This window comes from Flavobacterium collinsii (genome assembly GCF_902804485.1).
Lineage (GTDB): Bacteria > Bacteroidota > Bacteroidia > Flavobacteriales > Flavobacteriaceae > Flavobacterium > Flavobacterium collinsii.
The window spans coordinates 70,447-83,990 of record NZ_CADCST010000107.1; the positions used below are offsets into that span (position 1 = coordinate 70,447).

General features: G+C 35.5%; 9 protein-coding genes. 3 read left to right on the forward strand and 6 right to left on the reverse strand.

Translation table 11 applies throughout. The features are described 5' to 3' along the window. Window positions 1-165 precede the first annotated feature (165 nt). Window positions 166-909 (forward strand): acetolactate decarboxylase, encoded by a 744-nt coding sequence (locus tag FLA105534_RS17435; RefSeq protein WP_262888460.1) that lies wholly within the window; start codon window positions 166-168, stop codon window positions 907-909. A 269-nt stretch (window positions 910-1,178) separates the two neighbouring features. Next, a complete protein-coding gene (locus FLA105534_RS17440; protein ID WP_173967371.1) occupies window positions 1,179-2,201 on the forward strand; it encodes an SBBP repeat-containing protein in 1,023 nt (340 codons plus the stop codon). A 139-nt stretch (window positions 2,202-2,340) separates the two neighbouring features. Here the strand turns inward: FLA105534_RS17440 and FLA105534_RS17445 are convergent, their stop codons facing one another. The 6 genes from FLA105534_RS17445 to FLA105534_RS17470 all read right to left on the reverse strand — a co-directional run bounded on the left by FLA105534_RS17445 (window position 2,341) and on the right by FLA105534_RS17470 (window position 11,685). Then, window positions 2,341-3,657, reverse strand: coding sequence for an ammonium transporter (locus FLA105534_RS17445; protein ID WP_173967372.1), 1,317 nt, complete (start codon window positions 3,655-3,657; stop codon window positions 2,341-2,343). Window positions 3,658-3,994: 337 nt separating this feature from the next. Beyond that, complete coding sequence (locus FLA105534_RS17450) at window positions 3,995-5,302, reverse strand: amidohydrolase family protein (RefSeq protein WP_173967373.1); 1,308 nt, start codon at window positions 5,300-5,302, stop codon at window positions 3,995-3,997. A gap of 40 nt (window positions 5,303-5,342) precedes the next feature. Further along, the gene (locus tag FLA105534_RS17455) at window positions 5,343-8,339 is read right to left on the reverse strand and encodes an amidohydrolase family protein (RefSeq protein WP_173967374.1); all 2,997 of its coding nucleotides are present in this window, start codon (window positions 8,337-8,339) and stop codon (window positions 5,343-5,345) included. A gap of 165 nt (window positions 8,340-8,504) precedes the next feature. Continuing rightward, the gene (locus FLA105534_RS17460; RefSeq protein WP_173967375.1) at window positions 8,505-9,932 is read right to left on the reverse strand and encodes a S41 family peptidase; all 1,428 of its coding nucleotides are present in this window, start codon (window positions 9,930-9,932) and stop codon (window positions 8,505-8,507) included. A 209-nt stretch (window positions 9,933-10,141) separates the two neighbouring features. Next, window positions 10,142-11,215, reverse strand: a complete 1,074-nt coding sequence (locus tag FLA105534_RS17465; protein WP_173967376.1) for an alanine/ornithine racemase family PLP-dependent enzyme — start codon at window positions 11,213-11,215, stop codon at window positions 10,142-10,144. Window positions 11,216-11,250: 35 nt separating this feature from the next. Continuing rightward, the gene (locus FLA105534_RS17470; protein ID WP_173967377.1) at window positions 11,251-11,685 is read right to left on the reverse strand and encodes a GNAT family N-acetyltransferase; all 435 of its coding nucleotides are present in this window, start codon (window positions 11,683-11,685) and stop codon (window positions 11,251-11,253) included. 296 nt (window positions 11,686-11,981) lie between these two features. Here FLA105534_RS17470 and FLA105534_RS17475 point away from each other — a divergent pair, with 296 nt between their 5' ends. Further along, window positions 11,982-13,517, forward strand: a complete 1,536-nt coding sequence (locus tag FLA105534_RS17475) for a YifB family Mg chelatase-like AAA ATPase (RefSeq protein WP_173967378.1) — start codon at window positions 11,982-11,984, stop codon at window positions 13,515-13,517. Window positions 13,518-13,544 lie beyond the last annotated feature (27 nt).

Consider the following 13,544-nt stretch of genomic DNA (forward strand, 5'->3'; position numbering starts at 1 on the left):
TATTCTTAAATAAATATTATATAAGTAAAAACTTTCTTATAATATTTATTTAGTAAATAAATACATAAAAAAAGAAAAATTGTACCAATTATTATTTGTAAAACGGTTTAATTTTGTTGAATAATTAAATGGATTTTTTATGGATAAACAATTATTAATCACGGCATTTTTGGCACTGTTTTTCATTTCAGGCCAAGCAAGCATTTTCAAGATAAAGTTTTTCATTATTCGACAATGGACGCTATGAGAAATAGTGTTTATAAGGGTGATTTTACGATAAAAAGATTAAAAGAAAATGAAAATTTTGGTCTTGGTACTTTTAACGATCTGGACGGAGAACTTATCCTCTTAGACGGGAAGGTATATAGAGTTGCTGCAGATGGAATTGTTCCCGAAGCGTCATCAGATAGACGGATACCTTTCTGTTCTTCTGCCTTCTTTAGAAAGGGTAAAACTATTGAAGTAGAGGGGGAGAAAGCAGTAAATAATCTTCAATTCAGTATTTTACAGTTTTTACCATCTTCTAATCGATTTTATGCTATTAAAATTAAAGCTTCTTTTTATGATTTAACTTTGGGAGGCGTGGAAAAAGTGCTCTGCCAAAATCCTGCGGATATTGCTGTCTTAATGAAAGAAAGACCTATTTATAAAAAGCATAATATTAAAGGAACGATTATCGGTTTTTATAGTCCACCTTATTTGGGAGGAACTGGTCTATCACCGTTTCATTTCCATTTTTTTTCAGATGATAAAAAAAACGGCAGTCATTTGTTAGATGGCAATTTTTCAAGTGTAAAGATCAGTATAGAGCTGGATGAGAAAAAGGCATGCGAAATAGTGCTACCTAACAGCAGTAACTTAGGTTATCAGCGCAAATGGAAGTCGTCGGAATCCAAATCACAATACTAATTTAAATCACGAAAAACTCTTTCAGGTTGAATATAAAGTTGGCTTATAATCTTGTAGCCCTTTTACAAGGTTGTAATGGACAAACTATGTCTTTTTTTTAGCCAAATAATTGTTTAATATTCAATGAACTCCAATATTAGAATGCTTTTCTAAATATCTATTTGTTTGGAAATTTGAAGTGTTTTTTTTGCAGGCGGATAGTGGTGGGAACGTTAATACTTAACCTGTTGTATCAATAATAATTAACTTAATTTTTAAACAAAAAACTTATGAGAAGAAAAAAACAAATTTCGAAAAACTCTGTATTGCTAGCGGGATTATCATTAACTCTTTTAGCATGTACTGATGATAATTCTAAAAAACAAAAAGTAGATGTTTTGCCTGCAGCATTGCTTGAGAATTATTCTTTTACCTCACAGGCATTTTATCCTGAAGGTATTGATTTTGATAAGAAAAACAACCGTTTTATAATCAGTTCTTTTAATAAAGGAGTGGTTTATTCCTTAAGTCCTGATGGCAAAACGTTTGCGCCATTTATAACGGATGATAATCTGATTGCAGCATTAGGAGTGTATACTGATGAAACTAATGATCGAATCATAGTCGCCAGCGGTGATGCCGGAGCCTCGGAAAAAAGCGGTGCTAATGGTAGTACAGCAGGACAGAAAGCGTATGTAGGGTTTTACAATGCTAAAGCAGGAACACTAATAAAAGGTGTAGACCTTAAACCACTCGTTCTTGCAGGAGGTGTATTCCCTAATGATATCACAATAGATGAAAATGGTAATGTGTATGTTACAGATTCCTTTTCACCTGTTATTTACAAAATAGATAAAAATTACAATGTGGCAATTTTCGTTAATAATAACAGTTTTGCGGCTCCGGCAGGCTCATTTGGGCTTAATGGAATAGTTTATAAAAATGGATATTTGATTGTAGCACAGAGTAGTGCAGGTAAGCTTTTTAAAATTAAACTGTCTGATCAAAGTGTTTCAGAGATAGCAGGTTTAGAGAATGTTTTTAAAGCACCCGACGGCTTAGAATGGAGTGGTGATAATTTAACGGTAATAGAAAACGGTCTTGGAGAAGGAAAGGCATATTTACTTTCGGGTAAAAGCGACTGGACTTCAGCTTCAAAGATAAAAGAAGTTGTTCTTGGTAAAAAAGAGTTTCCAACGACTGCTTACGCTGCGGATAATGGGGTTGTTTATGTGCTTCAGTCTTATCTCGGAAAACTATTAGGCGGGGATAAAACACAAACAGAATATCAGATTAAAGGACTTAAATTTTAAGAGCTATAAAATCAGGAGTGATATGATATTCAAATAATAACTATTGTAAAGATTATATTCTAGCGATATAAGTGTAAAAAAGCTGTCGGAAATTTTTTCCAGACAGCCTTTTTATTAAATAAAATGGGGTAATTATGATTTATAGAAATTCCCCGTGTTGAGAAATATCTAATCCTAATTCTTCTTTTTCTTCGGTAACTCTCAGTGGGGTAATTTTGTTTACGACAAAGAATAAAATATAAGAACCTACAAAAGCAAAGATAGAAACGATTACTAAAGCTGTTAGTTGATTGATGAATAATGTTGGTGTTCCAAAAATCAGACCCTGATTGTCTCCAACGGCCGGGTTGATTGCTTTAGAAGCGAAAACACCTGTTAACAGCATTCCGACCATACCGCCAACACCATGACAGGCGAAAACGTCTAAAGCATCATCGATTTTTCCTTTAGGGAATTTACTTACTACAAGGTTACTTACTATAGCAGAGAATGCTCCGATGAAAATAGCGTGAGAGATGCTTACGAAACCTGCGGCAGGGGTAATGGCAACCAAACCAACAACTGCACCAATACAGGCACCAAGAGCGGATAATTTGTGTCCTAGAATTTTATCAAGGAAAACCCATGCCATGGCAGCAGCTGCGGCAGCTACCGTTGTCGTTCCCAAGGCTTGAACAGCAAGTCCGTTAGCTCCTAATGCAGAACCTGCATTGAAACCAAACCACCCAAACCATAGTAAGCCTGTTCCTAATAAAACATAAGTAATTCTGGCAGGATTTACTTTTTGAAGTTTTCTTTTTCCTAAGAATATGGCTCCAGCCAAGGCAGCCCATCCGGCGCTCATGTGAACTACAGTTCCTCCGGCGAAGTCTAATACTCCCATTTTAAAGAATACTCCGTCAGGATGCCAAGTCATATGTGCTAGAGGAGAGTATATGAAGATAATGAATAAAACCATGAATAATAAATACGCCCAAAAACGTACGCGTTCTGCAAATGCACCAGTAATTAATGCAGGTGTAATAATGGCGAATTTTGCCTGAAATAATGCGAATAACATAAACGGTATTGTTGGTGCAAGGCTCCAGGCAGTGGAAGTACCTACACCCTGAAAGAATAGATTTGAAGTTGGATCACCAATGATTCCGCCAATGGTAGGTCCAAATGCTAATCCGAAAGCCACAATAACCCATAATATAGTAACAATTACCATTGCCATAAAACTTTGCAGCATAGTACTAATAACGTTTTTCTTACCTACCATTCCTCCGTAGAAAAACCCTAATCCCGGTGTCATAAGCAAAACAAAAGCAGTTGCTACGATCATCCAGGCTGTATCTCCTGTATCAAACTTTACAGTTTCTACCGGAATTGGGTTGTCGGTTAGGATGAAGTTAGACAAAAAGGTTAGTACCAAAATCGTGATAAGAATCACACTTAAAATAATTTTTCGCATAGTTTTTAGTTTTAAATTTTTTATAAAAATATAAAATCAATCAAGACCCCTGTAAAAAATAGGGTCAAGTGCTTTATTTTTATTAATTTTTAAAATTATACCTATGTATTTTATGTGTATCTGTATAAAATAATCAAAAATTTACAATTTGGTAATGCGGAATTTCAATTGTGAGATATTTGGCTGGCTGTGGAGAGGAGAAAGAAGGGCAGAATTCCTGTTTTAAGAATGTTTTGATCTAAAAAAAATGGTAATTCATTGAAACGTTTTGAATTATAAATAAAAAAGGCATCAGATGAATTTTCAAATGATGCCTTTTGTTTTAAAAAACTATTGCTTATTTCTGATTGAATTTTGCTTTGAATTTATCATTCAGCTTCGTCTGGAAAGTTTCTAAATTAATTTTTCTTCCCTGAATGAAGGCAGTTGTTAATTTATTGGTTCTCATATCCAGTGCATCACCTTCAGAGATAAATAAAGTTGCATCTTTACCAGTTTCCAATGTACCACAAGTGTCATCAATACCTAATAACTTGGCAGTATTTGAAGTGATAAGTTGTAATGCTTTTTCTTTATCTAAACCAAATGCAGCACAAGTTCCTGCTAAGAATGGCAGGTTACGTACACTCATACGTTCGTGATCACCACTGTTTTCAAGTCCTACGACAATACCTTTATCGGTAAGTATTTTTGCCATTTTGTAAGGAAGATTTACGTCTTCGTCATCACTAGAAGGCATGTCGTGAACGCGTCTTAAGAATACACCAACATTGTATTTTTGCAATACATCGGCTGCTTTATAAGCTTCAAATCCACCTACGATAACTATTTTCCTGATCTGATTGTTAACTGCTAACTGAATTGCATCAACGATTTGTTTTTCTTCATCTGCGTGTACGTAAAGCGTCTGAGTTCCGTCAAAAAGCCCTTTTGTAGCTTCAAAAATGATGTTTCTCTCTTTTGAAGCAGCCTGATTGTAAGCTTTTGCATTGCCCCAAAAAGCAGCAATTTCTTCAACCTGTTTTGGATAATCTTTGTTGGCTTCAATAATCCCAGGCTCAAACCATGATCCTGATCTTCTAAAATTAGAAGGAAAGTCAAGATGAATTCCGTCATTCTCTTTTATAATAGCATCTTTCCAGCTCCAGGCATCTAACTGTACAACGGAAGATGTTCCTGAAATTCGGCCTCCACGAGGTGTTATCTGAGCGATTAGAATACCGTTTGGACGAACAGTTTCTACTACTTTTGATTCAGAGTTGTAAGCAATGATACTTCTTACATTTGGATTAAAAGTTCCAATTTCTTCCTGATCGTCTGATGATTTTACAGCGTCAATTTCTACCAAACCTAATGTTGTATTAGCAACTATAAATCCCGGGTAAATGTGTTTTCCGCTGGCGTCAATAGTGGTGTCGTATGCATCGGCGGCAAGTCTTACGGTTGTTGCATCGGCCACCAGGGTTATTTTTCCGTCTTTAAATCCAACGGCACTATTTTGAATCACACTACCATTACCTAAATGGGCAGTGGCATTTAATATCAAAACCGATTTGGTTTGTTGGGGTGCCGGTATTTGCTGCGCTTTTATTTGTAATGAGGCGCAAAAGGCCAGCAAAGTGATATATATGTTTTTATTGATCATGTTATCTGTTTTTATCTTTATGAATTTTATAAAGCCGTTATTATTGTTCTAAAGTATCACAGTGATATTCTTTCTTCTCTTTTTTGGTTGGCTGTTGCGTGCTCATACCTTTGTTTTTTTCCTGCAACATTTGTCCAATAAGTAAACTTCTTTCTTTTGAAATAGCCAATTGTTTTTCGGCATCCTTTTCAATATCAAAATATACTACACCCTCAATCATTGTTTTTTCGACTTTAGCATAGATAGACAGTGGGTTTTCGCTCCACAATACAACATCTGCATCTTTACCAACTTTTACGCTTCCTACTTTATCGTCGATATGTAGTAATTTAGCTGGGTTGAGTGTTACAAATTTCCAGGCTTCTTCTTCAGAAATGTTTCCGTATTTCACTGCTTTCGCAGCTTCCTGATTCAATCTTCTTGACATTTCGGCATCATCTGAATTGTAAGCAACAACCAATCCTTCATTGTGCATAATTGGTCCGTTGAACGGAATTGCATCGTTTACTTCAAATTTATAAGCCCACCAGTCAGAGAATGTAGAAGCACCAACACCGTGTTGTTTCATTTTATCAGCAACTTTGTAACCTTCAAGGATGTGCGTAAAAGTGTTTACTTTGAAATTGAATTTCTCTGTAACATTCATCAACATTAAGATCTCAGATTCTACATAAGAGTGGCAAGTAATAAAACGTTCCTTGTTAAGGATCTCAGCTATCGTTTGCATTTCTAGATCAACTCTTGGTGCTTTTCCTTTTTTAGAACCGGCGTTGAATTTTTTCCAGCTTTCATCGTATTCTTTTGCACGTTGAAAATAGTCTGTAAAAACCTGTTCAACTCCCATTCTGGTTTGTGGGAAACGAGTAGGGTTATCAATTCCCCAATTGGCTTGTTTTACATTTTCTCCTAAAGCAAATTTGATAAACTTTGGTTGGTTTTTGTATAACATTTCGTCTGGAGAAGATCCCCATTTCCATTTTACAATTGCAGAACGCCCACCGATTGGGTTTGCAGATCCGTGTAATAATTGTGAAATGGTTACACCTCCGGCTAAGTCTCTGTAGATATTAATGTCTTCAGAGTTTACAACATCCTGAATGGTAACTTCGGCAGTAGAGTTATGCCCCATTTCGTTTACACCTTTTGAAATCGCGATGTGTGAATGTTCGTCGATAATTCCACTGGTGATGTGTTTTCCTTTTGCATCAATAACTGTAGCTGAAGCATCTGAAAGGTTTTTACCTACAGCAGCAATTTTTCCGTTTTTAATTAAAACGTCAGTTTCTGTTAGGATACCTTCTTTTTCGTTTGTCCAAACTGTAGCATTTTTGAATAATAAAGTTTGAGCAGTTAATTTTTTTGAGTCACCAAAAGCAATATTTGGGTAAGTTGTCGGGATAATCGGATTTAGTTTTTCAACTTTAGTAGAATCTTTAACTACTACAAACGGGCTTGTTTTTGTAGCAGTCCAAAACAATTCAGTACCATTCGCTAAAACTGCTTTTCCGGATAAGTTTTCAGGTTTTTCGATTAATCCGGTTAAACGTGTAAAGTTAGATTTGATTGAATCTGCAGGTTTAATTAAAAGGGTGATCCAGTTTTTAGAAACGGCAAAAGTGCTGCTTATTTTTTTGGTATCTGCAGTTGTAATTTCAGATTTTGGAGCATCAACTGTTCCTTCAATTTTCCATTTATAGGTATCTTTTCCAACAGTTAAGTCGTAGTTACCGCGAATATCTTTTGCGTTAACATCATTAACGACATATTTGGTTCCCTGTACCCAGTTTTCATATAAAACGGTTTTTTCGTCAAAGATTTCACCTGAAGTAATGATGAAATTAGCAAAAGCACCTGTTTTTAAACTTCCTACTTCATTGCTTTTCCCTAGTATAGCAGCAGGAACTGTGGTTAGCGCTTCTAAAGCTTTTGTTTTATCAAAACCATATTTAATAGCTTTTAATAAATTAGTTTTAAAGTCTTCGGTCTTTTTTAATTTGTCTGTGGTTAAAGCAAAAACAACTCCGTTGTCCGAAAGCACTTTTAGGTTTGTAGGTGCCTGATTCCAGAAACGCATGTCAGCCAATTCGATTTGATTGGACAAATATGGGTTAGAAACATCATACGCTTCAGGGAAGCTGATTGGAATGATATATTTTGCATTAGTAGCTTTTATTTCTTCAATTCTTTCAAACTCATTACCACTGCCTTTCAGCACATAGTTCAGCCCAAATTCTTTAGCAATTTTGGCTGCTCTTAAGCTGTTTAGTTTGTCTTCTGTAGCAAAAATCTGAACCAGTTTTTCATTGTCTGCTAATGCTTCCAATGATAAATCTTTAGTTTCTGAATTTCCTTTTTTGTACCAGTCTAAGTCCAGATACATCTGACGTAATAAGGCTGTCATACCCATCAAAGAACTTGGATAAGCCTGATTGGTTAAGGCGCTTCTTGTAAAGGCAAAATGGTTGGTCACCTTATTAGCAATAATTTGTTTGCTATTTTCGGTATTGTTCAGTGCTACCAGAATTCCGGTTCCCTGAGCAACTCCGTCGGCAATATGTGTTCCAACTACTCCAAAACCTGCTTTTAGTAATTCTTCAGCTTTAGGCTGATCGTATTTAAAAGTCTCATAAGTATTTACTTCAGGGAGAATGCTTTCGTTCCAGTAGTATCCTACTTTTTTTGTATCGTATAAAGGGCTGCGATCACGTCCGCGTCCAGCAGGGCTTTTAGGTTTTTCAACCCCAAAACTGGTGTAGATATCAATAAACGAAGGATAAATTGTTTTTCCTGCAAGATCAATCGCAATGCTATTTTTAGGAATGGTGATGTTGTTTCCAACAGCAACCACTTTTCCATCTTGAATTAGTAAAGTTCCTTTTTCGATTTTTTGTGTTGGAGTCACATAAATCGTGGCATTGGTAAAAACAGTGTAATTGTTGTTCTTGTTGTGGACACTTTCATTTACAGGAAAGTAATCTTGAGCGTACGTTTTTGTTAAAAAAACACTCAAAAACAGTAGTAGTAGTTTTCTTTTCATGGATAATTAATAAAATTTTCATTAAAAATAGGAAATATTAATATTTAAGCAAGTTTTAATTAAAATTAATTTTTTATATACCACGTTAAGTTCCAAAAACGATTTAGTAATTTTCCTGCTTTTGATGTTTTGTATTGTTTTTGAGTGCTATTTTAGTGCTGCTCTTTATTTTAAAATCTTCTCATAACGGCTTTTTAAGCCTTCCAGATAAGGGGCTTTGATTTCTGTTGCAATTTCTACTGCTTTTTTTAAGACTGCTATTGCTTGATCTTTTTTTCCGTTTTGTTCCAGAAGATCACCATATTTTAAAAATGCTATCGGAGATTTTGGGTGTAATTCGGTGTTGCTTTTTAAAATGGATTCTGTAATAAAAGGTTTTGTCTTAGTGTAATCATACGATAGCGTTGCAATGTCATCTTCTGAAAATAAATCAGATTCGGTAAGTTTTTTGACAACCGCCAGGATTTGTTGATCGATGTTAGCCGAATCAGCTTCGTTAAGAGGTTTCGTTTGCTGATCGATAACAGATTGCAGTTCCGTGTACAATTTTTTTGATTCAGCTGAAATTTTGTTTCGATAGCCTTCGGCGGCTTTTGCTGCTAATTCTATTGTTTTGTTGTATGCAGAATCCTTAGTTGTTTTATATTCCGGGATTACTCCAATTCCTTCCCAATTTGTTTTGGTGATTGGATTTATCGCTGTTCCGGTTGGAATAAATATTTCTAAGAGGCTGTTCACTTCAAGAATGTCACCTGGATTGGCACCGCCACCAGTTACTTCACCAACTAAGGTTGCTCTTTTTTGAGTTTGCATATTGTAACTGAATTCTTCTGCTCCCGAAAAAGTTCTGGCACCTGTGATAATAAATAATGGAACGTCGGTTCTTTTTTTACCACTCACTTCTATAACCTTAAATTCTTCAGTAAAGTTGCCTTTTCTAAAATATAAGGTGTTTAATAATAATGGTTGTTTAAAGAAATAACTGCACAAGTACTGAACAGTCTTTGGACTTCCACCTCCGTTGGTTCTTAAATCGACAACTATGGCGTCTGTTTTAGATAATAATTCCATATAAGAGTCTATGGTTTGTTCGGTCTCTTCTATGAAATAGTTAAATTTAAGATATCCAATATTGCCGTCAATTATCTTAACTTCTTTAAAACCATTGGCTAATTTTCGATTGTCGGTTAAATTATGTAGATAAACTTCGTACGAATCTTTAGTCGAATTTGCTTTGTCTTTTTCAGGAATAAATTTGGGTTTAATTCTAAGATGCTTGTCATTGTTGATAAACCGAATTTCTTTTGTTAAGGCAACAGCAAAAGAGTCCAGTAAATCATATTTTTTGAATTTATTCTCTTTATATGCCTTTTTTAAGTGATCTCCCATCAGTTTTGCCTTTTCAGGAAAGATGTATTCTTTTTGTATAAGCGAATCTATTTTTAAAATAGTTTCTTTTTTAAATTTCTCGCTTATTTTCTTTTGCTGACCATTTACACTTGATACAATAAGGCAAGACAGAATTAGAAAAAGAAATAGTTTGTTGCTAAAAATAAAAATCTTGTATTGAAAAGGTTTAAAGAGATACTTCATGTTGCTTTTGGATTTTTATATAATAACGCTAATTTAGAGTTTTATGATAAATTGTGATAAAAATATTTTAGCAGTAAGTGTTTTTAAGTAAATACTCAGTATAAAGTCTAGTTTTATTGGGTTTTCTATAATATAAATTATGATTTAGAAGAGAGATCTAACTTCCTGAATTATATTGCCGGGAATTAAAAGACCAAAGTGATCCTTATTTATTCGATATTCTTTTCGATATAATTAGAACTCAACAAATACAAAGCTCCCATATATTGGATATGGAATGAAACCAAGTCCCCGACTTTATATTTTTGTGTTGAACTCGAAATGTCAATTACTAACATATCCGAACTGGCATCTACAATCGTAATTTCTTTGTCTACTGCTTCCAGATACTGTGGTTGCATATCCAGTAATCCAATATCTAGAATAGCTCTTAACGAGGTTCCGCCTAAATCTTCGGTTTCTTGCATGGAGAAAGTATTACCGGCTACATTTTCGCCTAGTTCACCTGTCGGAATGTCTGGTTTCTCCGTTATTTCAATAATCTCAGCAAATAATTTAAAGACATCACTATGCATGTCCTTTATTGTTTCTCCGGTAAACAGATCTTTTCCAAAAAAGAGAGCCTCGCCAATTCTAAAATGATTAACCTCCATTGGGCGGGCATTTTTAAGCAGCAGCGGAATGGCAACAGAGGTGCCGCCAGAGACCCATGGAATGGCAATATTAAATTTGGCTTCAATTAGCTGTTTGTACAAACTTAATTGTATGAGTTTGTCCTGAGTAGGCATGACTCCGCTAAGACAATTTAAGTTTGTGCCAATTCCAAGAATTTCTATGTTAGGTAAACTTAAAATTGTACCATAAAATTCGATAAGATCTTCGCCCATGACACCTTCTCTAAGATCTCCCATTTCAATCATAATGATGATTTTATGGATCGTGTTTTGTTTTTTCGCTTCTTCAGAAAGCATCTTTATTGTGTAAATCTCGGTATTACAACTTACATCGGCGTACTTTACAATATTTGGAATGCTTCTTTTTGCTGGCGGTTTTATATACACCGTCTGGATCGTGGGGTCAAGTGCCTTTATTTTTTTTAAATTACTGACCCGCGAATCGTGTATTTGTTTAACTCCTAATGAAATAATTTCTTTCAGGTACAATTTGTTTCCGCATAAAAGCTTGGACACAACTCCCCATTGAATATTTTTTGATTCAAAAATTGAGTTTAGGAAATCGTAGTTTTCTTTTAGTTTCTTTCGATATAATTTTAGGAATGCCATTAGGCTTTGTTTTTGTTGAATTAATTATTTTGCGTTTATTTGATTAGACGCATTTCAAGATATTTGTTTGTAAATCCCAGTTTTTCATACAGTGCTTTGGCCGGATTGTCTGGCTCAACATGAAGCGCAATGTTTCCTTCTGCAATAGAAATTGCTTTTTCCATTATTTTTTTTCCGTATCCTTTTCCTCTTTCAGAGTGATCCACGGCGATGTAAACCAATATGTTTTCAGGGATATAATCTTTCATTCCGGTATTGTTTAAAACCACGGCGCCAATAATTTTTTCATTGTCTAAACCAATTATAATATTTCCTCCTTTGTCCGGATTCATTACGTAGGCGATGGCTTTGAGAATATCTTCTATTTTGTCTCCATATTGCTCTAAATGAGTATGTAAAAAATGGGCAATTATTGTTGGTGTGCAGGTGTCGTCGTGTCCGGAAACCGAATTAATTACTTTAAATTCCATTGTTAAAATTTTAGATTATTTATGCTGATAGTGAATTTTCAGCCCTTGTACAGATGCAAAATCAATTGCAGTAAGATTCCGTGAATTAGAAATCGAAATTATCGACCGATATGCGATGATATTTTCGCAAGGTAAGCATAAATACTGGTTTACTTCTAACCGGATGAAGCCTTTTTGTTTTTTCGGAGTTTTTAAAAACGATACTTCTAAATTATTAAAATAATATTTTGTACTATTTTAACTATTAAATATGAAAGTTTTTCATTAGATTTAGAAACATTTAATGAATAGGAATTATGCTAGTAAAAGTTTATGGAAGTGCCGTTTTTGGAGTAGAAGCAACTACAATTACAGTAGAGGTACATATGGATAAAGGGATTGGTTATCACTTAGTTGGGTTGCCAGATAATGCGATAAAGGAAAGCAGTTATCGAATTGCCGCTGCGCTTAAGAACAATGGATTGAATTTTCCGGGTAAAAAAATAACAATTAATATGGCTCCCGCCGACCTGCGAAAAGAAGGTTCTGCTTACGATTTGACTTTGGCAATGGGAATTTTGGTGGCTTCAGATCAGCTAAAAGCGCCTGAGATTGAAAGATACATTATTATGGGAGAACTTTCTTTAGATGGAAGTTTACAACCCATTCGGGGAGCATTGCCTATCGCAATAAAAGCAAAAGAAGAAGGGTATAAAGGTTTTTTTCTACCCATTCAAAATGTGAAAGAAGCTGCTATAGTTACAGGACTGGAGGTTTACGGTGTTGAAAAACTTCAAGATGTTATCGATTTTTTTAACGGAAGAGGAACGCTTGAACCTACTATTATTGATACTCGTACCGAATTTTATAAAACTCTGGATTTTCCTGAATTTGATTTTTCGGATGTTCGTGGGCAGGAAAGTATAAAACGTTGTATGGAGATTGCTGCGGCCGGTGGTCACAATATTATTTTAATTGGTCCGCCTGGAGCCGGAAAAACCATGCTGGCGAAGAGAGTACCCAGTATTTTGCCTCCTATGACTTTACGTGAAGCTCTCGAAACAACAAAAATTCACAGTGTTGCAGGAAAGTTAAAAGAAGTAGGGTTAATGAATCAAAGGCCTTTTCGAAGCCCGCACCACACTATTTCGAATGTTGCCCTTGTTGGAGGAGGAAGTTATCCGCAACCCGGAGAAATTTCGATGGCTCATAATGGCGTTTTATTTTTAGATGAATTACCGGAGTTTAAGCGCGACGTTTTGGAAGTAATGCGTCAGCCGCTTGAAGATCGGGAAGTTACGATTTCACGTGCTAAATTTACGGTAACTTATCCTTCTTCGTTTATGCTTGTGGCGAGTATGAATCCGAGTCCAAGTGGTTTTTTTAACGATCCCACTATGCCTAATACTTCTTCACCACATGAGATGCACCGTTATTTGAGTAAGATATCAGGGCCATTACTGGATAGAATTGATATTCATATTGAAGTCACCCCCGTTCCTTTTGAAAAACTGGCCGATGATCGAAAAGCCGAGAGTAGTGTTGAGATCCGTAAACGGGTCACTGCCGCACGAGAAATTCAAACCAAACGTTTTGAAACGATGGAAAATGTGCATTACAATGCGCAAATGAGCAGTAAACTCATTCGGGAGTTTTGTGCTCTCGATGATCAGTCAAAAGAGTTGCTTAAAACGGCTATGGAACGATTGAATCTGTCTGCCCGGGCTTACGATAGAATTTTGAAAGTGGCCCGAACTATAGCCGATTTAGAGGTGGCACCTCATGTAATATCACAGCATATTGCCGAAGCGATTCAGTACCGAAGTTTGGATCGTGATGGCTGGCTGGGATAGAATTTTAGATTGGAAATGCTCAAAAAG

Coding starts and splice junctions, on each gene's coding strand:
- FLA105534_RS17440 (WP_173967371.1), top strand. CDS start 1,179: ATGAGAAGAAAAAAACAAATTTCGAAAAACTCTGTATTGCTAGCGGGA.
- FLA105534_RS17445 (WP_173967372.1), bottom strand. CDS start 3,657: ATGCGAAAAATTATTTTAAGTGTGATTCTTATCACGATTTTGGTACTA.
- FLA105534_RS17450 (WP_173967373.1), bottom strand. CDS start 5,302: ATGATCAATAAAAACATATATATCACTTTGCTGGCCTTTTGCGCCTCA.
- FLA105534_RS17455 (WP_173967374.1), bottom strand. CDS start 8,339: ATGAAAAGAAAACTACTACTACTGTTTTTGAGTGTTTTTTTAACAAAA.
- FLA105534_RS17460 (WP_173967375.1), bottom strand. CDS start 9,932: ATGAAGTATCTCTTTAAACCTTTTCAATACAAGATTTTTATTTTTAGC.
- FLA105534_RS17465 (WP_173967376.1), bottom strand. CDS start 11,215: ATGGCATTCCTAAAATTATATCGAAAGAAACTAAAAGAAAACTACGAT.
- FLA105534_RS17470 (WP_173967377.1), bottom strand. CDS start 11,685: ATGGAATTTAAAGTAATTAATTCGGTTTCCGGACACGACGACACCTGC.
- FLA105534_RS17475 (WP_173967378.1), top strand. CDS start 11,982: ATGCTAGTAAAAGTTTATGGAAGTGCCGTTTTTGGAGTAGAAGCAACT.